The organism is Zoogloea sp., from assembly GCF_023150065.1.
Lineage (GTDB): Bacteria > Pseudomonadota > Gammaproteobacteria > Burkholderiales > Rhodocyclaceae > Zoogloea.
The window spans coordinates 583,074-602,263 of sequence record NZ_JAKLLN010000001.1; the positions used below are offsets into that span (position 1 = coordinate 583,074).

A 19,190-nucleotide genomic window follows, 5' to 3' on the forward strand; every position below is an offset into this window, starting at 1 on the left:
GGGGGAGACACCGTGAGCATTCACCAGAAGCCCATCGTCGAGCGCATCGACTGGCTCCATGAAGTGGCGCGCCGCTATTCGGCGGCCTACTGCGATCCCGAGGCGAGCATGGCCCGGGAGCGCCACCGGGCCCGCCATCCCACGGCCATCGCCGTCCTCAAGTGCATGGATGGGCGCATCAACATCCCCATCGCCACCAACACCCCGCCGGGCATCATCCAGCCCTTCCGCAACCTGGGGGGCTTCTTTGACCTGGGCTGGCCGCACCTGGGCGAGGTGCTGGAGCACTATGTGCACGACCGGGTGCGCAGCGGGCAGCGGGTGCTGATGTTCATCACCTACCACTTCTCCCGGGGTGAGCCCCACCGCTGCTGTGCGGGCTTCGACTATCACACCGATGCGGCCATTGCCCATGTGATGGGCGTCAAGACCCAGGTGGAGCACGTCTTCGGGCGGGGGCATGCCACCGTCTATCCGCTGGTGTGTGGTTTCGAGACCGACGAAGATGCCCTGATCCTGCATGGGGCGGGCGGTACCTGTCTGGATGTGTCCGCCCTGGGCGCGGAGGAGGACGAGACAAGCATCCGCGTGCGCCTGCAGCCACTTTTCCCCGACATGCCGGCGGTGATGCTGGCCGATCTGGCCCGCCTGGTGATGGGCAATATCGCCCACGTGGCCGAGGTCCGCCAGACCGACCGGCAGCTCGACATCGAACACCGGGAATGGATGATCTGCATCGGGCGCGGCTTCGACTTTCTGCATGCCCCCAACCTGGCCCTGATCATCGGCCCTTACAGCCCCGATCTGGCTGACCCCATCCGCAAGGCGGGCGGCATCATCGCCGCCAATATGCGCAGCGGGCGCATCCCCGACGACGGCTTTTTGCTGCTGGCCTCGTCACCCTACCAGGAGATCGGCTCCGACCGGGCCCGGGCCGGCCTCAAGGCCCGCTTCATGGCGCACTTTGCGGCGGAGGTGATCCGCCGCGACCTGCCCGAGCTGGCCCCCCGGATGACGGTGCGGGCAGCCGTGCTCAACTGGGCCACCCGGGGGCTGGAGAGCCTGGACTGACGGGCCTCAGCCGCTGTTGCGCAGGCCCGCGGCGATGCCGTTGATGGACAGGTGGATGCCACGCCGCACGCGCTCGTCCTGGTGGCCTTCGCGGTAGCGATGCAGCAGCTCGACCTGCACGTGGTTGAGCGGATCCAGGTAGGGGAAGCGGTTGCGGATGGAGCGCTTGAGCAGGGGGTTGGCGTCCAGCAGTTCGCCCTGGCCGGTAATGGCCAGCAGCATCTCGATGGTGCTGGCGTGTTCCCTGGCGATGCGCGGGAAGATGGCCTCGCGCAGGGCGCCGTCCTTGACCAGCTCGGCGTAGCGGCTGGCGATGGCGATGTCGCTCTTGGCCAGCACCATGTCCATGTTGGAGAGCAGGGTGGCAAAGAAGGACCACTCCTTGTGCATGGCCGAGAGGCGCGCCAGGCCGGCGTCGCCGTGCTTCTTCAGATAGGCGTGGACGGCCGAGCCGAAGCCGTACCAACCCGGCAGCATGATGCGGCACTGGGCCCAGCTGAACACCCACGGGATGGCCCGCAGATCCTCAATGGCGGTGGACTTCTTGCGGGAGGCGGGGCGGCTGCCGATGTTCAGCGCAGCGATCTCGGAGATCACGGTGGATTCCCAGAAGTACTGCTCGAAGCCCTCGGTCTCGTAGACCAGGTTGCGGTAGGCCTTGAAGGCGGCGTCCGACAGCTCGTCCATGGCCTCCAGGTATTCGGGGCGGGGGGCTGGATCGCGGGGGGCGAAGAGCGTGGCTTCCAGGGTGGCGGCGGCCAGCACTTCCAGGTTGCGGCGGCCGACTTCGGGGTTGGCGTATTTGGAGGCGATCACCTCGCCCTGCTCGGTCAGACGAATCTGGCCCTGCACGGCGCCGCCCGGCTGGGCCAGGATGGCCTGGTAGCTGGGGCCGCCGCCGCGGCCGACGGAGCCGCCGCGGCCGTGGAACAGGCGCAGGCGCACCCCATGGTGGGCAAAGGTGTCCACCAGGCCGATCTCGGCCTTGTAGAGCTCCCAGCCCGAGGTCAGGAAGCCGCCGTCCTTGTTGCTGTCGGAGTAGCCGAGCATGACTTCCTGCTCCTTGCTGCGGGACGCCAGCAGGGCCATGTAGGCGGGGATGGAGAACAGCCGGTCCATGACGCCGGCGGCGTTCTGCAGATCGCCGATGGTCTCGAACAGCGGGATGATGTTCACGTCCAGAGCACCTTCCAGGGGGCGCAGCAGGCCGGTCTCCTTGGCCAGCACCGCCACCTCGAGGATGTCGGAGACGTCGTCGGTCTTGGAGATGATGCAGTTGGGCACGGCGGCCTTGCCGTAGCGCAGGTGGGCCGCCCGGGCGGCCCGGAAGATGGCCAGCTCGCCGCGGCTTTCTTCGGAGTAGTCGATCCACGGGGAGGCCAGGGGGCGCGGGGTGGCCAGCTCTTCGAGCAGCATCGCGATGCGCCCGGCTTCGTCCAGGGCCAGGTAGTCGCGGCTCGGGTCGATGGCCTTGATCAGTTCGGCGACGACCCGCTCGTGCACGTCGGAGTTCTGGCGCAGGTCGATGGGGGCCAGGTGGAAGCCGAACACCGACACGGCGCGGCGCAGATGGCGCAGACGCCCCCGGGCCAGGGCGCCCAGGCCGTTGGCGGTGAGGGAGCGGTGCACCACTTCCAGTTCGTCGGCCAGCTCGTCCGGGTTGGGGTAGGGGGCGGCCGGGGCCACTGCGTGGCGCGGCGGCTGGTGGCCGAGGAGCTGGGCGTAGGTGGCGGCCAGGCGCGCGTAAACCCCGGTGAGGGCGCGGCGGTAGGGCTCGTCGCTGCGGTGGGGCGAGCCGTCGGGTGAGGCCTCGGCGAGGCGCAGCAGGGCGTCGGACGCGCTGACCAGGCCTTGGGCCACCGACAGCTGGGAGCCCAGGGTGTGGATCTCGTCCATGTAATAGGTCAGGACCTTCTCGGCCTGGGTGGCCAGGGCCTTCTCGAGGATCTCGGCGGTGACGAAGGGGTTGCCGTCCCGGTCGCCGCCGATCCAGCTGCCCACGCGCATGAAGTTGGGCAGCTCGAGGGCACCCCAGCTGCGGTCATGGCGGGTGAGGCGGTCTTCCAGGCCGGCGTACAGGCGGGGCAGCTCGCGCAGGAAGGTGTAGTCGAAGTAGGACAGGCCGTTGGAAACCTCGTCCATCACCGACAGCTTCTCGGTGCGCAGCATCCGGGTCTGCCACAGGGTCAGCACGGCGCGGCGCAGGGCCTCCTCGTTGGCACCCTGTTCGTCGGGGGTCAGCTGCATGCGGTCGCGCTCGTCGAGCAGGCGGGCGATGACCATCTGACAGTTGAGGATGCTCTTGCGCTGCACCTCGGTGGGGTGGGCCGTGAGCACCGGCACGATGTTGGCCGTGTCGAAGAAGGACACCAGCTCGGGGCTGCCCAGGCCGGCGGCGAAGGCACGCTCCAGGGCGTGGGCCAGGCTGCCCTCCTTGGGGGCCGAGCCGGCGATCTGGTGGGCCCGGGAGCGGCGGATGTGGTGCTGGTCCTCGGCGATGTTGGACAGGTGCGAGAAGTAGCTGAAGGCCCGCACCACGTCGATGGTCTGGTCCCGGGACAGGGAGTCGAGAGTGGCTTCCAGCTCCCGGCGGGCGCCGTGGTCTTCGTGGCGGCGGAAGCGGATGGAGCTCTGGCGGATGGTCTCCACCAGGTCGAACACCGCCTCGCCCTCCTGGGCGCGCACGGTGTCGCCCAGCACGCGGCCGAGCAGGCGGATGTCGTCGCGGAGGGGGAGGTCTTTGTCTTCGCTGGTGTTCTTGTCGCTCATCGTGGCGGATCCTGTCCTGTCGGTTGCTGTCGGCGCGAAAGGCGCATCAGGGCCCCATGCTAGAATCCCGACCCGAATGGCCGCCATAGGTGCCTACCCTGATGCTGCACTGCGGAAGTCCGCAGAGTGCCCCGGTTGGCCCGTGCTTGTCCATATCGCCGCGTCGCCCCGATCATCCTTTCAGCCAGCCGAGCCCGAATACCGTGAGCGCACCTACGCCCGACCGCATCGTCATCGCCACCCGTGAAAGCCGCCTCGCCCTGTGGCAGGCCGAGCACGTCAAGGCCCGCCTCGAAGCCCTCTATCCGTCCTGCTCCGTGGAACTGCTGGGCATGACCACCCGCGGCGACCAGATCCTCGACCGGCCGCTGGCCAAGGTGGGCGGCAAGGGTCTGTTCGTGAAGGAACTGGAAACCGCGCTGCTCGACCGCGCCGCCGACATCGCCGTGCACTCCATGAAGGATGTGCCGATGACCCTGGCGCCCGAGTTCGCGCTGGTGGCCATCGCCGAGCGCGAAGTGCCGCTGGACGCCTTTGTGTCCAACAAGTACGAAAGCCTCGACGACATGCCGCCGGGCGCCGTGGTGGGCACCTCCAGCCTGCGCCGCGAGTCGCAGATCCACGCCCAGTACCCGATGCTGGCGGTGAGCAGCCTGCGCGGCAATCTCGACACCCGCCTGCGCAAGCTCGATGAGGGCCAGTACGACGCGATCATCCTTGCCGCCGCCGGCCTGACCCGCCTGGGCCTGGGCAGCCGCATCCGCTCCACCCTGCCCTCCGGAGTGTCCCTGCCGGCTGCCGGCCAGGGGGCGCTGGGCATCGAAGCCCTGTCCGACCGTCCCGAAGTGGCTGCCTGGGTCGCCCCCCTGGCCGACCCCCGCTCCGCCGCCTGCGTGCTTGCCGAGCGCGCCACCTCCCGGGCTCTGGCCGGCAGCTGTGAAGTGCCCCTGGGGGCCTATGCCGAAGTCCAGGACGGCGAGCTGTGGTTGCGCGGTTTCGTGGCGCTGCCGGACGGCTCGCGCATTGCCCGTGCCGAGCGCCGTGGCCCCATCGACCAGCCGGAAGCCCTGGGTCTGGCCCTGGCCGCCGATCTGCGGGCCGATGGCGCCGACGAGATCCTCGCCAGCTTGTAAGCCGTCACCGGAATGGGTGAGCAGCCCCTCGCCGGGCGTTCCATCGTCATCACCCGCCCTGCCGGGCAGGCCGACAGCCTGTGCGCGGCCCTCGCGGCGCTGGGAGCCGAGCCCCTGCGCTTTCCGCTGCTGACCATCTCGCCGGTGCCCGACCTGGCGTCGATTGAGGCGATGGCGCGGCGCCTGGGGGAGTTCTCCCTGGCCTTCTTCGTCAGTCCCAACGCGGTCAATCTTGGCCTCGATGCCCTGCTGCGGGAGCGCCCATGGCCCGCCGGGCTGGCCGTGTCCACGGTCGGCAAGGGCAGTGAGGCGGCCCTGGCGGCCTGGGGTTTCGGCCGCATCATCGCGCCCGACAGCGGCTTCGACAGCGAATCCGTACTCGCCCTGCCAGCCTTCCAGACCGCGGCGGTGGCGGGGCGGCGGGTGCTGATCCTGCGCGGCGATGGCGGGCGCGACCTGCTTGGCGACACCTTGCGCGCCCGTGGGGCCGAGGTCGAGTACCTGACCTGCTACCACCGTGGCGGCCCCGTCGATGATCCCGCGCCGCTGCTGGCCCGGGCCCGACTGGGCCGTCTCGATGCCCTGACCCTGACCAGCAGCGAAGGTATGGCTTATCTTGAAGCCTTGCCCGGGGTCGAGGCCCTGCGTGGCGTGCCGGTCTTCGCTCCCCATCCGCGTATCGGCGAGCGCGCCAGGGGGGCAGGGTTTGCCCCGGTAATCACCACGGCAGCCGGAGATTCGGGGCTGATCGACGGGCTTGTCGCCCACTTTTCCGCGCCCAACCACAACACCTATCCGGGTTAAACTCACGCCCATGAGCAGCGAAATCCCCAGCCTTCCGCCCCTCGAGGCGGCCCAGCCCGCCGTCCCGGCGCAAGCCGTCCCTTCCACCTGGCTACGTCCCTCCGTCGTCATTGCCGCTCTGGCCCTGGCCCTGTTGGGCTGGCAGTGGATGGAGACCCGTGGGCGGCTCGCGGAATTGCAGGCAGAACTGGCCAAGCGTCTGTCCGATGGTGACTCGGTGGCCCGGGAAGCCCTCACCCTGACCCGGCAGAATCAGGAACACCTGCAGGATCTGCAGAACAAGCTGGGGGTGCTGGACGCCCGCTTCTCCGAAACCCAGGGGCAGCAGGTGGCCCTGGAGGCGATGTACCAGGAGTTCTCACGGACCCGGGACGACCGGGTGCTGTCCGAGGTGGATCAGGCTGTGACCATCGCCGCGCAGCAGCTTCAGCTGGCCGGCAACGTGCATAACGCGCTGGCTGCCCTGCAGACCGCCGACGCCCGCCTGGCCAGCGTCGACCGGCCCCAGTGGCTGTCGGTGCGCAAGGCCCTGGCCGAAGATATCGAAGCCCTCAAGGCTCTGCCCCAGGTGGATTCCGCCGGTGTGGCGCTCAAGCTCGAAACTCTGATGGGCCGCCTCGACGCGCTGCCGCTGGCCTTCGAGGCCCGCCCCAAGGCTCCGCCTCCGCCCCGGGAGAGCGAGCCGGGATGGCTGTCGGCCCTGTGGCTGGAGTTCTGGGGTGAGTTCAGCCAGCTGGTGCGCATCGAGCGCATGGATCGTCCCGATCCGGCCTTGCTGGCCCCCAGCAATGCCGTTTTCCTCCGGGAAAACCTCAAGCTACGCCTCATGAACGCCCGGCTGGCCCTGCTCACCCGCGATGGCAACACCTTCCGCGAGGACATGCGTCTGTCCGCCAGCTGGCTGGAGCGCTATTTCGACCTTCGTAATGCCGGCGTTGCGGCGGCCCGTGACGAGCTGTTGGCCCTGCAGAAATCTCCGGTCGGTGTCGATCTGCCCCCCGTGCTGGCCAGCCAGAACGCCCTGCGCGGCGTGCAGGCCCTCTCCGAGCGCCGGGTTGAGTCCGCCCCGGCCAGTCCGGCGGCCAAGACGGCCCGCCCGGCCAGGAAGAACTGAGGCCGAGCATGCGTGGATTGCTGTGGTTGATCGGCCTGTTTGCCCTGGCTGCCGGACTGGCGGTCGCCGGCCGCTATAACGAGGGTTACGCCCTGCTGGTGTGGCCGCCGTACCGCATCCAGATTTCCATGAACCTGCTGTTCCTGCTCTTCGTGGGCAGTTTTGCAGCGCTTTATGCCCTGTCCCGGCTGGTGGCACGCACCGCTGCCCTGCCGCGCGCGGTGCAGAGCTTCCGCGCCCGCAAGAGCCGGGAGCGTGCCTCCCAGGCCCTCTACGACGCGGCGCGGCTGCGTATCGAGGGGCGCTTCGGGCAAGCCCTCAAACAGGCCAGCCTGGCCTATGAGGCCAAGGAGTCGCCCGGTCTGGCGGCGCTGCTGGCCGCACGGGCAGCCCACTCCCTGCGGGACGAGGCGCGCTACCGGGAGTGGCTGGACAAGGCCGCCCTCCATGACCAGGAGGTCCGTGTCGCGCGCCTGATGACCGAAGCCGAGCTGGCGGTGGAGGGACGCCGTTTCGACGAGGCAGCGGAGCGCATTGGCGATCTGCAGGCGGGGGGGCAGCGCCATATTGCAGCCCTGCGCCTGGCCCTGCGCACGGCCCAGGCCAAGGGCAACTGGGTTGAGGCGGTGCGTCTGGTGCGACAGCTGGTCAAGGTCAAGGCGCTCACCGCCGAGCAGGCCGACCCCGTGAAGCGGCGTGCGCACCAGGAAGGCCTGCGTCAGCGGGCCGGTGATGCCCAGGCCCTGCTGGCCTACTGGCATGATGTTCCGCGGGATGAGCAGCGGGACGCGCGGCTGGTGGGTGAGTTCGCCAGGGCCCTGCTCGCCTCCGGCGAGAGTACCGCGGCCCAGAAGGCCATCGAGTCGCAACTGGCGCTGGGCTGGGATTCGAACCTGGCCGACATCTACGGGCGTTGTGAGGGGGGCGATGTACGCAGCCGTCTGGCCAGCGCCGAAGACTGGCTGAAGCGCCATCCGCGCGACCCGCAGCTCCTGCTCAGCCTCGGCCGCCTGTGCGTGCAGTCCCAGCTGTGGGGCAAGGCCGAGAGCTATCTCGACGCGGCACTGGCCATCGAGCCGGGCTGGGAAGCCCATGTGGAGCTGGCGCGGCTGGCCGAACGCATTGGTCGGACCGATGATGCCAACCGCCATTACCGTGCCGCGGCGGAGCTGTCCCGGCGCTGAGATGCGCGCCCGGCTGTGCCAGGCCCGTCGGGCGAAATGCCCTATGCGTTTTTCGAGCTCGGCAGTCCGTCGCGCCCTGGTAATTTTCGATAGTTTTTGTTAATCCAGACGATTTCATCAATCAATTTGAACGATGGGTCCGACCGGCCTATCATCCAAGGCTCAAAGTCTTCTCAACCTGTGAAGGAAACGCGATGTCCCTGATCAATACCGAAATCAAGCCGTTCAAAGCAACCGCCTTCCACAATGGCAAGTTCGTCCCCGTGACCGACGCCGACCTGAAGGGCAAGTGGTCCGTGTTCTTCTTCTACCCGGCCGACTTCACCTTCGTGTGTCCCACCGAGCTGGGCGACATGGCCGACGTTTACCCGGAATTCCAGAAGCTGGGCGTCGAGGTGTACTCCGTGTCCACCGACACCCACTTCACCCACAAGGCCTGGCACGACGCCTCCGAGACCATCAAGAAGATCACCTACCCGATGCTGGGTGACCCCACCGGTGCCATCACCCGCAACTTCGACGTGATGATCGAGGAAGAGGGCCTGGCCCTGCGCGGTACCTTCGTGGTGAACCCGGAAGGCCAGATCAAGGTCGCCGAGATCCACGACCTGGGCATCGGCCGTGACGCCTCCGAGTTGCTGCGCAAGGTGAAGGCTGCCCAGTACGTGGCCTCCCACCCGGGCGAAGTCTGCCCCGCCAAGTGGCAGGAAGGCGCCGAGACCCTGAAGCCGTCTCTGGACCTCGTCGGCAAGATCTAAGTCCTGCTGGCAGGGCGGCTCCGGCTGCCCTCAAGCAAAAAGCCCGGCCGTCGCAAGACGGGCCGGGCTTTTTGTTTTGTGGGGCAGGGGAGCGATCAGGCCCAGTCGCGGGGGACGAGGAAGTCGGTGTACAGGCGGGCTTCCGGGCTGCCTGCTTCCGGGTGCCAGTCGTAGCGCCACTTCACGATGGGGGGCATGGACATCAGGATGGATTCGGTGCGCCCGCCGGACTGCAGGCCGAACAGGGTGCCCCGGTCGAAGACCAGGTTGAATTCCACGTAGCGGCCACGGCGATAGGCCTGGAAGTCCCGCTCCCGTTCGCCGTAGGGGGTCTCGCGACGGCGCTCGATGATGGGCAGATAGGCGCTGAGGAAGGCATCGCCCACGCTGCGGGTCATGGCAAAGGCGCTGTCGAAGTCCACCTGGCCGTCGGCGCCGTGGTCGTCGAAGAACAGCCCACCCACGCCCCGGGGCTCGTTGCGGTGCTTGAGGAAGAAGTAGCGGTCGCACCAGTCCTTGAGGCGGGTGTATTCGTCCTCGCCCCACGGCAGCACGGCGGCCTTGCAGGTGCTGTGGAAATGGCGCACGTCCTCTTCGAAGGGGTAATAGGGGGTCAGGTCCTTGCCGCCACCGAACCACCACACGTCGGGCTTGCCCGGCGCCGAGGCGATGAAGAAGCGCACGTTCATGTGCACCGTCGGGCAGTAGGGGTTGCGGGGGTGGAGCACCAGGGACACGCCCATGGCCTCGTAGCTGCGCCCGGCCAGTTCGGGGCGGGCGGCGGTGGCGGAGGGGGGGAGGCCCTCGCCCATCACGTGGGAGAAGTTGCAGCCGCCGCGCTCGAAGAAGTTGCCGTCTTCGATCAGACGGGTGAGGCCGCCACCGCCGGCAGGCCGGGTCCAGCTGTCGGTGACGAAGGGCTTGCCGTCAAACTGCTCCAGGGCGGAGACGATGCGGGTCTGCAGGTCGAGGAGGTAGGCTTTGACGGCGTTGCGGTCGGGCATGGCGGGTTCTTTCCGGGGTACAAAAAAAGACGGCTCCATGGGGAGCCGTGGGTTCAGTCCGGTGGCAGCTCAGGCGACGGGCAGCAGGCGCTTGGCGTAGACCTCCCGGTCCATGTCGTGGGCGTCGGCAGTGATCTGCACGATCTGCCCACCCGGGCCGATGAGCCCGCTCATGGCCAGTACCAGGGCTTCGGTGAGGCGTTGCTTGGTGGGCTTGTCGCGGCCCGACAGCATGGCCAGCTCGGCGTGCACGAAGCCGTGGTCGGCACCGCTGCCGACGCGGAAGTGCTGCACCGGAATCAGGCGGACCTTGATGGAATCCGGCGGGTTGAATACGCCGCTCGAAAGGAGGGCGTCACAGGCGGCCTGGGCCAGGCCGGCGCCGTCGAAGCGGCCGGCCATGTTTTCGCTGTATTCGATGCGCAGATGGGGCATGTCAGTAGGTGCCGAGCCGTCTCATGCGCGCTGCCGCCCCCTGGGGGACGGCGAGCGCAGTGAGCGCGGGAGGTGTTTCAAGGTGGTATTCAGCCCTTGCGGCCAACGGCCCGGTAGCCGATGTCACGACGGCACTGCATGCCGTCGAAGTGGATCTGGTCCACCTGCTCGTAGGCCTGCTTCTGGGCGCTCCTGACGTTGTCGCCAAGGGCGGTGACGCACAGCACGCGGCCGCCGCTGGTGACGACCTGGCCGTTCTGTTCGGTGGTGCCTGCATGGAAGACATGCACGTCGGGGTTGGCTTCGGTGGGCAGGCCGTGGATGGCGTCGCCCTTGCGGGGGTTGTCCGGGTAGCCCGCGGCGGCCATCACCACGCCCAGGGCGAAGCGGCGGTCCCATTCGGCCTCAACCTTGTCGAGCTTGCCGGCGATGGCCGCTTCGACCAGGTCCACCAGGTCGGACTTGAGACGCATCATGATGGGCTGGGTTTCCGGGTCGCCCATGCGGCAATTGAACTCCACCACGCGGGGGGCGCCCTTGGCGTCGATCATCAGGCCGGCATACAGGAAGCCGGTGTAGGGCAGGCCCTCGGCCGCCATGCCGACCAGGGTCGGCATGATGATCTCGCGCATGGCGCGGGCATGGACTTCGGGCGTGACCACCGGGGCAGGAGAGTAGGCACCCATGCCGCCGGTGTTGGGGCCCAGGTCGGCGTCCTTGAGGCGCTTGTGATCCTGGGAGGTAGCCAGGGGCAGGGCGTGACGGCCGTCGGCCATCACGATGAAGCTGGCTTCCTCACCTTCCATGAACTCCTCGATCACTACCCGCGGGCCGCGCTCGTCGTACTGCACACCCAGAGTGTTGTGGGTGAGCATGGCGTCGATGGCGGCGTGGGCTTCGTCGAGGGTCATCGCCACGACCACACCCTTGCCGGCGGCGAGGCCGTCGGCCTTGATGACGATGGGGGCGCCTTCGGCGTCCACGTAGGCGTGGGCCGCGGCGGAGTCGGAGAAGGTCTGGTAGCGGGCGGTGGGGATTTTGTGACGCTGCAGGAACTGCTTGGCGAAATCCTTGGAGCTTTCCAGCTGGGCGGCGAGACGGGTGGGCCCGAAGATGGGCAGGCCGGCGGCCCGGAAGGCATCCACCACGCCGGCGGCGAGGGGGGCCTCGGGGCCGACGACGGTCAGGCCGATCTGCTCCTGGCGGACAAAGTCGATCAGCGCCGGAATGGCCGTGATGGCCACGTTCTCAACGCCGGGCTCCCGGGCGGTGCCAGGGTTGCCGGGGGCGACGAAGACTTTATGGACGCGAGCCGAGCGGGACAGTTTCCAGGCCAGCGCGTGTTCGCGACCGCCGGAGCCGATGACGAGGATTTTCATGTGTGAGCCTGGATCAGTGGCGGAAGTGGCGGAAGCCGGTGAGCACCATGGCGATGCCCTGCTCGTCGGCGGCGGCGATCACCTCGGCGTCACGCATGGAGCCGCCGGGCTGGATCACCGCGGTGGCGCCGGCCTGGGCCAGCACGTCGAGACCGTCACGGAAGGGGAAGAAGGCGTCGGAAGCCACCACGCAGCCGGGGATCACCAGGCCGGCGTTCTCGGCCTTGATCTTGGCGATGCGGGCGGAGTCCACGCGGCTCATCTGGCCGGCGCCGACGCCGATGGTCATGCCGTCCTTGCAATAGACGATGGCGTTGGACTTGACGTACTTGGCCACACGCCAGGCGAACAGCAGGTCGCCGAGCTCCTGCTCGGTGGGGGCGCGCTTGGTGACGACCTTCAGGTCGGCAGCCGTGATGGGGGCGAAGTCGGCGCTCTGCACCAGCAGGCCGCCGCCGACGCGCTTGTAGTCGGGCTGCTTGACGGCGCCCAGCGGCACGATCAGCACGCGGACGTTCTGCTTGGCCTTGAGGAGCTCGAGGGCTTCTTCTGTGTAGGCCGGGGCGATCAGCACTTCCAGGAACTGGGCGCTGACGGCTTCGGCGGCAGCGCGATCAACGGTGGTGTTGAAGGCGATGATGCCGCCGAAGGCGGAGGTGGGATCGGTGGAGAAGGCCTTCTTGTAGGCTTCGAGCGGGCTGGCTGCGACGGCCACGCCGCAGGGGTTGGCATGCTTGACGATGACACAGGCGACAGTGTTGGCAACTGAGTCGAAGGCCTTGACGCACTCCCACGCCGCGTCGGAGTCGGCGATGTTGTTGTAGGAGAGCTCCTTGCCCTGCACCTGGGTGTAGGCGGCGATGGCGCCGGCGGGGGCGCTGGACTCGCGGTAGAAGGCGGCGGACTGGTGGGGGTTCTCGCCGTAGCGGAGATCCTGCACCTTGTCGAAGGCCAGCTGGAAGCGCTCGGGGTAGGCCATCTTGCTGCCATCCTCGGCCAGGGCGGTGAGGTGGTTGGAGATGGCCGAGTCGTAGCGTGCGGTGTGGGTGAAGGCCTTGCGGGCCAGGTCGAAGCGGGTCTTGTAGGACAGTGCACCGTTGCCGGCCTTGAGCTCGGCGACGATGGCGGCGTAGTCCTCGGGGTCGGTCACGATACCGACGCCGCCGGCTTCATTGCCGTGGTTCTTGGCCGCGGCACGGACCATGGTGGGGCCGCCGATATCGATGTTCTCGATGGCGTCTTCCAGGCTGCAGTCGGGCTTGGCGACAGTGGCCTGGAAGGGGTAGAGGTTGACCACCACCAGGTCGATGCGGGGAATGCTGTGCTCTTCAAGCTTGGCCAGGTGCTCGGGCAGGTCGCGGCGGGCCAGGATGCCGCCGTGCACCTTGGGGTGCAGGGTCTTGACGCGGCCGTCGAGCATTTCGGGGAAACCGGTGTAGTCGGACACGTCGGTGACCGGCAGGCCTGCGTCGCGCAGGGACTTGGCGGTGCCACCGGTGGACAGCAGGTTCACGCCGAGGGCGGACAGTTCGCGGGCGAATTCGATGACGCCGGTCTTGTCGGAGACGCTGAGCAGGGCTTGGGTGACTTTCATGGGGCTTCTCTGGATGGCCGCGGCAGGGCGCGGCGCTGAATGAGGGGTGACGATTAGAGGAGTGCGTGTTCGGAGAGCTTGCGGCGCAGGGTGTTGCGGTTGATGCCGAGCATCTCTGCGCACAGGGTCTGGTTGCCGCCGGCCTGCCTGAGCACGAACTCGAGCATGGGGCGCTCGACGTTCTTGATCACCATGTCGTACAGGGCATTGGGCTTCTCACCGTCCAGATCCCGGAAATAGGTGTCCAGCGCGCGACAGACGGAGTCGGCGATGTCATTGCTGGTACTGCTCATGCGGCAAGCTCCTGAGGAAATTCTTCGGGGTCTGCATAGACCAGTCGGCTGTCTCTGTCAGCGAGCCGGCCGAAGAACTCGTCAATGGCGGCAATCTGTTCTTGTACTGTCGGCAGGGTGTTCATGGTCTTGCGGAACTGGGCCGAGCCGACCAGGCCCTTGGTGTACCAGCTGATGTGCTTGCGGGCGATCTTCACCCCGGTGTCCTCGCCGTAGAAGGCGTAGAGGTCGGCCAGGTGTTCCTTGCACACCTGCAGGATCTCGGACACCAGGGGCGGGGGCAGCTCTTCGCCGGTCTTCAGGAAGTGTTCGATCTCGCGGAAGATCCACGGGCGGCCCTGGGCGGCGCGGCCCACCATGATGCCGTCGGCACCGGTGTAGTCGAGCACGAACTTGGCCTTCTGGGGCGTGGTGATGTCGCCGTTGGCGATGACCGGGATGCGCACCCGGGTCTTGACGTCGGCGATGGTGTCGTACTCGGCGTCGCCGGTGTACTGGCAGGCGCGGGTGCGGCCATGGATGGCGATCAGCTGGATGCCGGATTCTTCGGCGATACGGGCGATCATCGGGGCGTTCTTGTTGGCCTTGTTCCAGCCGGTGCGGAACTTGAGCGTGACCGGGGTGTTGCCCGCGGCGCCGACGACGGCTTCGAGGATGCGGGACACCAGGGGCTCGTCCTGCATCAGGGCGGAGCCGGCCATCACGTTGCAGACCTTCTTGGCCGGGCAGCCCATGTTGATGTCGATGATCTGGGCGCCCCGGTCGATGTTGTGGCGGGCGGCCTCGGCCATCATGGCCGGATCGGCACCGGCGATCTGTACGGAGATCGGGTCCACTTCGCCATCGTGGTTGGCGCGCCGCTGGGTCTTGGCGCTGCCGTAGAGCAGGGAGTTGGAGGTGACCATCTCGGAGACGGCGACGCCCGCCCCCATCTTCTTGCAAAGCTGGCGGAAAGGACGGTCCGTTACGCCGGCCATGGGCGCGACGAACAGATTGTTTCGCAAGGTGAATCCGGCGAATTGCATCGGGGGAGGCACGACTGGGGAAAAGCAGCGCATTCTACCCCAAGGGCCCTCGGTCTGGCAGGGGCCGACGTACCCCGTGGGTGTGCAGGAATACCGTTCCGGAGGTGAAGCCCTAGGGGACTTCCGAGTAGTGCATGCGCCCCTGGATGCGTGCCGCATGGGCGGCCAGGCGTGGACCGAAGCTGGTTTCGTACTTGCGGGGATTGGGCAGCATCACCGCCATCCGGGCTGCCTGGGCGGGGCTCAGGCGGGCGGCGGAGGTCTTGTAGTAGCGCTGGGCGGCGGCCTCACAGCCGAAGATGCCGTTGCCCCATTCGACTACGTTGAGATACACCTCGAGGATGCGGCGCTTGTCCCACACGGCCTCGATCATCACCGTGATGATGGCCTCCTCGGCCTTGCGGAAGTAGCTGCGGGAGGGCGACAGGAAGAGGTTCTTGGCCAGTTGCTGGCTGATCGTGGAGCCCCCGGCCACGGCCTTGCCCTTCTTCTGGTTCTTCTCGATGGCCTTCTGGATGCCCTCCCAGTCGAAGCCCTCGTGGTCGACGAACTTGTCGTCCTCGGCGGCAATCACCGCACGCTTCAGATGCACGGAGATCTGCTCGTAGGGCACCCAGCGGTAGCGCAGTTCGGCGTCGGGCTTCTTCTGGTTGAGCTCATCGAGGCGCAGGCTCATGAAGCTGGTCTCGGAGGGCGGAACCCACTTCCACCAGACGACGAGCCCAAGCAGCCACAGATGCCAGGCGATGAAGAGCAGGGCGAGGGCCAGCAGCGCCCGTCGGGTCCAGTGCCAGACGGTCTTCATCGCCGTGCGGCTCAGAGGCCGGCGCGCAGCTGCGCCAGCACGGGGGCCGTGTCGGGGCGCACCCCGCGCCACAGCAGGAAGCTCTCGGCGGCCTGCTCCACCAGCATGCCCAGGCCGTCGCAGAGGCGGGCCGCGCCTTGCTCCCGGGCGGCACGCATGAAGGGGGTGTCACCCTTGCCGTACATCATGTCGTAGGCCAGGCTGCCCGGCGCGTAGAGGCCGTCGGGGAGGTCGGGGGCGGCGTCGGAAAGGCTGGCGCTGGTGGCGTTGATGACCACGTCGAAATGCTGCCCGGCGAGCCCGGCAAAGCCGCAGCCCAGGGGCTTGAAGGGGCCGCTACGGGCAAACTCGTCGGCCAGCTCGGCGGCCTTGCTGGCGGTGCGGTTGGCGATCACCAGGCTGGCCGGGGCGGCCTCCAGGAGCGGCAGCACGGTGCCCCGGGCCGCGCCGCCGGCGCCGAGGAGGAGGACCCGCCGGCCGGCGACGGGGCAGCCGTGGTTGACGGTGATGTCCCGCAGGATGCCGGCCCCGTCGGTGTTGTCACCAAGGATGCCGTCCGCGCCGAAGGCCAGGGTGTTCACGGCGCCGGCGGCCTGGGCTCGCGGGGTGTGGCGGTCGGCCAGTTCAAAGGCCTCGAGCTTGAAGGGTACGGTCACGTTGAGCCCGCGGCCACCCTCGGCGCGGAAGGCCGCCACGGTGGCGGCAAAGGCGTCGATGGGGCCGAGCAGGGCGTCGTAGACCAGCGTCTGGCCGGTCTGGGCGGCGAACAGGCTGTGGATGCGGGGCGACTTGCTGTGGGCGATCGGGTTGCCGATGACGGCGTAGCGGTCCATGGTGTGCTCGCTGGAGGGTTACTCGGAGTTTTCCGTCTTGACCATGTCGGCGTTGGTGAACTTCCACGTCCGGGTGATCACGATCTCGTCGGTGTCCTTGCGGATGTTTTCCGGGAAGGCCGGGAAGGGGGAGGCCAGCTGGACGATGCGGACGGCCGCGTCATCGAGGATCTTGTTGCCGGAAGAGCGCTGGATCTCCACGTGGCGCACGGCGCCGTTGGCGCCGATGCTGATGGACAGCAGCAGGCTGCCATACATCTTGCCGCGGGCTGCGGGCGGGTAGTTGAGGGTGCCGACGCGCTCGATCTTCTGGCGCCAGTCTTCCACGTACTGGGCAAAACGGTATTCGCCGGCGCGGGCGCCGATGAACTTCTTGCGCGGCCGGGCGGCGTAATCCACCAGGTCCTTGTCGATCTGGGCCTCGATGCGGGCCACGGCGGCCGAGCTGTCGAGAAGGTCGTAACCCGAGACGGGGCTGGGGCTTTCCGTGGGGCTGACCTGCTGGGCGTCCACCTGCGTCGGTTTGCCCTTGGCGCCGGTCATCACCTGCATCTGCGGGGCCTGCTGCTGCTCACTGCGGCGCTGGGCTTCGACCAGCCCGTCGCCGACCCGGGAGCTCTCCTGGGGGGGCAGGGGCGTGGCCATGCGGCCGGATTTGTCGCCGGTTCCGCCTGCATCCAGGTTGCTCTGGGCCAGTACGTCCACCTTGTCGGGGCGTTGGGCGTGGCGGGAGTTGACCAGCACCACCTGCAGTCCCTTGTCCTGGCGGCTGAGCTTGTCCAGGTCCGGCAGCACGAAATGGATGGACAGGAGGATGGCGTGGAGGGTCAGGGACAGGCCCACCCCCCATTCCAGGGCGTAACGTGCCGTGCTGCCCGCGAAGACCGGCATGGGGGCAGGCTGCGGGGTGGCAGTGGCGGCGGGGGTGTTGCGCCGGTCGGGGAGGCGGCGGAGAGCCTGCAGCATCAGGGGTCAGGCGGGTTGGGCCGGGGGCGTGTCGGTGGTGGAGGCTGGCGCGGGGGCTGCCACTTCATCGTTGGCCGCAGCGAGGTCTGCGGGTATCTCTTCCTCATCCACTTCGATGGGCTCACCGCTGGATGCCGCCAGGGTTTCAAGATAGGTGGCGCGCACGTCCACGTCGATCAGGTCGGTGCTGTCGATGGCCAGGCGGACCCGGGTGCCCGGAGGCAGGGTGGGCATGGACGGCACCTTGAAGACCAGCGGAATTTCCTCCAGACGCACCAGACTCTCCCGCAGTACGCGGGCGTTCATGGCCGGGTGGCCGGCCTGGCGCAGCCAGCGCAGGCACCAGTAGCGCTCCATGCCGCGCTGGAATTCGGCGTAGGCGGCGTAGGTGAGCTCGAAGTCGCGCATGGCGGCGATCAGGTCGGGGGACTTGGGCGGGAACACCGGCGCACTGCCCTGCAGCCAGGCGATGAGCTGCCACTGGTTCACCAGGTCCACGTAACGGCGCAGGGGTGAGCTGGACCAGGCGTAACAGTCAACGCCCAGCCCTTCATGGGGGGCGGCAGCCGTGGTCATGCGCACCTTGCCGCCGGTCTGGGCCCGGTACAGGGCCGGGATGCCGGCCTCGGCCAGGGCTTTGCCCCAGGTGCTGTTGGCGGCAATCATCAGCTCGGCAACCAGCTTGTCGAGGGGCGAGCCGCGGGGGCGTCGGCCGATCTCGATGCGGCCGGGGCCATCGGCGGTGGTGTCGGCCCAGTCCACGCTGAAGTTGTAATCCACCAGGTTCTGGTTGGCGGCGGGCTTGCCCCGGCCGGCCTCCAGGACGGTGGCGAGCTCCCACAGCAGGGTCAGCTCGGCCTTCCAGGGGAAGTCCGGCCCGCCTTCGGTGAGGGTGGTGTCGTTGAACACCGGCTCGATGTCGTGGTGGCGCAGGTTGGCCACCACCGGCACGCGCTCGATGCAGGAGTGGTTGCCGGTGACGATGAGATCGCGGCTCACCTCCAGGTACAGGGACAAGGCCGGGCAGTCGCGGCCCTCACCCAGGGTGAAGCGCCCGACGATGCTGTCCGGCAGCATGGTGATCTTGTTGCCCGGCATATACACCGTGGACAGGCGCTGGCGGGCGATGCCGTCGAGGCCGGATTCCCGGCCGAAGCCGAGGCCGGGCGCCGCGATGTGGATGCCGATGCGCCAGCCGGCGTCGGTGGGCGTTACGGAGAAGGCGTCATCGATCTCGGTGGTGGCCGCGTCGTCGATGGAGAAGGCGCGCACTGCGGCCACGGGCAGATCGCCGGGCTCGACCGGGTCGTCCACCGCGGGGAAATCGGTGCCGGTGGGGAAGTACTCGAACAGGAAGCGATCAAAGTGCAGCTCGTGGGATGACGCCAGGGCGCCACAGTCGAGCAGCAGGCGGGCCGGTGACTGGCCGTTCTCTGCGCAGGCGGCTTCCAGGGCTTTGGTTTCGAGGCGGTTGCGGTCGGGCTTGTAGAGCAGTTGCCGCACCAGGGGCTTGAGCTCCTCGGGCAGGCGGTGGGCGAGGAGCTCGTCACGCATGCGTTCCACGGCGGCAGCCTGGAGACGCTTCTTCTCGAGGCCGGCCAGGGCGGCCTGAAGGATCTCGGCGGGCGCCTTGCGGAACCGGCCGCGACCCTTGCGGTGGAAGTAGATCGGGGCGGCGTGGAGGCGCAGCAGGATGGCCGTGGATTCCACCGGGGTGGGGACGTGGCCGAAGTATTCCTTGGCGAAGTCGGTGAACACGAACTCGTCGTCACCACAGACCTCCCACAGGAACTCGGTATCGAAGCCTTCGGCCTCCGCTTCCGCACGCTCCAGCAGCTCGCCCGCAGACGGCTGGGCGAAGCGCATCAGTACGTCCTTGCTCTTCAGTTTGAGGCGCTTGCCGTAGGGTGTTTCCACCTGCAGGGAGGCGTCGTTGTCGGTCAGGATGGTGCCGGTCTTGAAGGCACCATCCTCTTCGAAGAGCAGATTCATGGGACGGTCGGGCTGGAAAACACCCGATTAT

General features: G+C 68.0%; 17 protein-coding genes. 6 read left to right on the forward strand and 11 right to left on the reverse strand.

Annotated features, from left to right (window positions below; all coding sequences use genetic code 11):
• The first annotated feature begins 12 nt into the window (after positions 1–12).
• Positions 13–1,071: a carboxysome shell carbonic anhydrase domain-containg protein gene (locus tag L6Q67_RS02785; protein ID WP_296564926.1), complete on the forward strand. Its 1,059-nt coding sequence runs from the start codon at positions 13–15 to the stop codon at positions 1,069–1,071.
• A 6-nt stretch (positions 1,072–1,077) separates the two neighbouring features.
• Here L6Q67_RS02785 and ppc read toward each other — a convergent pair whose 3' ends face one another.
• Positions 1,078–3,840: a phosphoenolpyruvate carboxylase gene (ppc, locus tag L6Q67_RS02790; RefSeq protein ID WP_296564929.1), complete on the reverse strand. Its 2,763-nt coding sequence runs from the start codon at positions 3,838–3,840 to the stop codon at positions 1,078–1,080.
• A 203-nt stretch (positions 3,841–4,043) separates the two neighbouring features.
• Between ppc and hemC the strand changes: the two genes are divergently transcribed.
• The 5 genes from hemC (at position 4,044) to ahpC (ending at position 8,833) form a co-directional block, all read left to right on the forward strand.
• Positions 4,044–4,973: a hydroxymethylbilane synthase gene (gene hemC, locus L6Q67_RS02795; protein WP_296564931.1), complete on the forward strand. Its 930-nt coding sequence runs from the start codon at positions 4,044–4,046 to the stop codon at positions 4,971–4,973.
• Positions 4,974–4,985: 12 nt separating this feature from the next.
• Positions 4,986–5,777: a uroporphyrinogen-III synthase gene (locus L6Q67_RS02800; RefSeq protein WP_296564936.1), complete on the forward strand. Its 792-nt coding sequence runs from the start codon at positions 4,986–4,988 to the stop codon at positions 5,775–5,777.
• Positions 5,778–5,787: 10 nt separating this feature from the next.
• Positions 5,788–6,891 carry a uroporphyrinogen-III C-methyltransferase gene (locus tag L6Q67_RS02805; protein WP_296564940.1) on the forward strand — a complete coding sequence of 368 codons (1,104 nt, stop codon included), beginning with the start codon at positions 5,788–5,790 and terminating at the stop codon, positions 6,889–6,891.
• 8 nt (positions 6,892–6,899) lie between these two features.
• Positions 6,900–8,075 (forward strand): heme biosynthesis HemY N-terminal domain-containing protein, encoded by a 1,176-nt coding sequence (locus tag L6Q67_RS02810; protein ID WP_296564942.1) that lies wholly within the window; start codon positions 6,900–6,902, stop codon positions 8,073–8,075.
• Between the two features lie 194 nt (positions 8,076–8,269).
• The gene (ahpC, locus tag L6Q67_RS02815; protein WP_296564944.1) at positions 8,270–8,833 is read left to right on the forward strand and encodes an alkyl hydroperoxide reductase subunit C; all 564 of its coding nucleotides are present in this window, start codon (positions 8,270–8,272) and stop codon (positions 8,831–8,833) included.
• A 95-nt stretch (positions 8,834–8,928) separates the two neighbouring features.
• Here the strand turns inward: ahpC and hemF are convergent, their stop codons facing one another.
• The 10 genes from hemF to L6Q67_RS02865 all read right to left on the reverse strand — a co-directional run bounded on the left by hemF (position 8,929) and on the right by L6Q67_RS02865 (position 19,159).
• Complete coding sequence (gene hemF, locus L6Q67_RS02820) at positions 8,929–9,837, reverse strand: oxygen-dependent coproporphyrinogen oxidase (RefSeq protein WP_296564946.1); 909 nt, start codon at positions 9,835–9,837, stop codon at positions 8,929–8,931.
• A 69-nt stretch (positions 9,838–9,906) separates the two neighbouring features.
• The gene (locus tag L6Q67_RS02825) at positions 9,907–10,272 is read right to left on the reverse strand and encodes a 5-carboxymethyl-2-hydroxymuconate Delta-isomerase (RefSeq protein ID WP_296564949.1); all 366 of its coding nucleotides are present in this window, start codon (positions 10,270–10,272) and stop codon (positions 9,907–9,909) included.
• 89 nt (positions 10,273–10,361) lie between these two features.
• Positions 10,362–11,651, reverse strand: a complete 1,290-nt coding sequence (gene purD, locus L6Q67_RS02830) for a phosphoribosylamine--glycine ligase (RefSeq protein ID WP_296564952.1) — start codon at positions 11,649–11,651, stop codon at positions 10,362–10,364.
• A gap of 13 nt (positions 11,652–11,664) precedes the next feature.
• Positions 11,665–13,245 (reverse strand): bifunctional phosphoribosylaminoimidazolecarboxamide formyltransferase/IMP cyclohydrolase, encoded by a 1,581-nt coding sequence (gene purH, locus L6Q67_RS02835; RefSeq protein WP_296564955.1) that lies wholly within the window; start codon positions 13,243–13,245, stop codon positions 11,665–11,667.
• A 53-nt stretch (positions 13,246–13,298) separates the two neighbouring features.
• Positions 13,299–13,538: a helix-turn-helix domain-containing protein gene (locus L6Q67_RS02840; protein ID WP_296564958.1), complete on the reverse strand. Its 240-nt coding sequence runs from the start codon at positions 13,536–13,538 to the stop codon at positions 13,299–13,301.
• A complete protein-coding gene (gene dusB, locus L6Q67_RS02845; RefSeq protein ID WP_296564960.1) occupies positions 13,535–14,563 on the reverse strand; it encodes a tRNA dihydrouridine synthase DusB in 1,029 nt (342 codons plus the stop codon). Before dusB ends, L6Q67_RS02840 begins: the two co-directional genes overlap by 4 nt.
• Positions 14,564–14,675: 112 nt before the next feature.
• On the reverse strand, positions 14,676–15,368 hold the full coding sequence (gene mtgA, locus L6Q67_RS02850) for a monofunctional biosynthetic peptidoglycan transglycosylase (RefSeq protein ID WP_296564963.1): 693 nt from the start codon (positions 15,366–15,368) through the stop codon (positions 14,676–14,678).
• A gap of 11 nt (positions 15,369–15,379) precedes the next feature.
• Complete coding sequence (aroE, locus tag L6Q67_RS02855) at positions 15,380–16,201, reverse strand: shikimate dehydrogenase (protein WP_296564965.1); 822 nt, start codon at positions 16,199–16,201, stop codon at positions 15,380–15,382.
• Between the two features lie 18 nt (positions 16,202–16,219).
• The gene (locus L6Q67_RS02860) at positions 16,220–17,167 is read right to left on the reverse strand and encodes an energy transducer TonB (RefSeq protein ID WP_296564968.1); all 948 of its coding nucleotides are present in this window, start codon (positions 17,165–17,167) and stop codon (positions 16,220–16,222) included.
• A gap of 6 nt (positions 17,168–17,173) precedes the next feature.
• Complete coding sequence (locus L6Q67_RS02865) at positions 17,174–19,159, reverse strand: RNB domain-containing ribonuclease (protein ID WP_296564971.1); 1,986 nt, start codon at positions 19,157–19,159, stop codon at positions 17,174–17,176.
• Positions 19,160–19,190: the final 31 nt, after the last annotated feature.

Bases quoted from the DNA above. Each gene is read 5' to 3' on its own strand.
- ppc (WP_296564929.1), bottom strand. From the start codon at position 3,840: ATGAGCGACAAGAACACCAGCGAAGACAAAGACCTCCCCCTCCGCGAC.
- L6Q67_RS02800 (WP_296564936.1), top strand. From the start codon at position 4,986: ATGGGTGAGCAGCCCCTCGCCGGGCGTTCCATCGTCATCACCCGCCCT.
- L6Q67_RS02805 (WP_296564940.1), top strand. From the start codon at position 5,788: ATGAGCAGCGAAATCCCCAGCCTTCCGCCCCTCGAGGCGGCCCAGCCC.
- L6Q67_RS02810 (WP_296564942.1), top strand. From the start codon at position 6,900: ATGCGTGGATTGCTGTGGTTGATCGGCCTGTTTGCCCTGGCTGCCGGA.
- ahpC (WP_296564944.1), top strand. From the start codon at position 8,270: ATGTCCCTGATCAATACCGAAATCAAGCCGTTCAAAGCAACCGCCTTC.
- hemF (WP_296564946.1), bottom strand. From the start codon at position 9,837: ATGCCCGACCGCAACGCCGTCAAAGCCTACCTCCTCGACCTGCAGACC.
- L6Q67_RS02825 (WP_296564949.1), bottom strand. From the start codon at position 10,272: ATGCCCCATCTGCGCATCGAATACAGCGAAAACATGGCCGGCCGCTTC.
- purD (WP_296564952.1), bottom strand. From the start codon at position 11,651: ATGAAAATCCTCGTCATCGGCTCCGGCGGTCGCGAACACGCGCTGGCC.
- purH (WP_296564955.1), bottom strand. From the start codon at position 13,245: ATGAAAGTCACCCAAGCCCTGCTCAGCGTCTCCGACAAGACCGGCGTC.
- L6Q67_RS02840 (WP_296564958.1), bottom strand. From the start codon at position 13,538: ATGAGCAGTACCAGCAATGACATCGCCGACTCCGTCTGTCGCGCGCTG.
- dusB (WP_296564960.1), bottom strand. From the start codon at position 14,563: ATGCAATTCGCCGGATTCACCTTGCGAAACAATCTGTTCGTCGCGCCC.
- mtgA (WP_296564963.1), bottom strand. From the start codon at position 15,368: ATGAAGACCGTCTGGCACTGGACCCGACGGGCGCTGCTGGCCCTCGCC.
- aroE (WP_296564965.1), bottom strand. From the start codon at position 16,201: ATGGACCGCTACGCCGTCATCGGCAACCCGATCGCCCACAGCAAGTCG.
- L6Q67_RS02860 (WP_296564968.1), bottom strand. From the start codon at position 17,167: ATGCTGCAGGCTCTCCGCCGCCTCCCCGACCGGCGCAACACCCCCGCC.
- L6Q67_RS02865 (WP_296564971.1), bottom strand. From the start codon at position 19,159: ATGAATCTGCTCTTCGAAGAGGATGGTGCCTTCAAGACCGGCACCATC.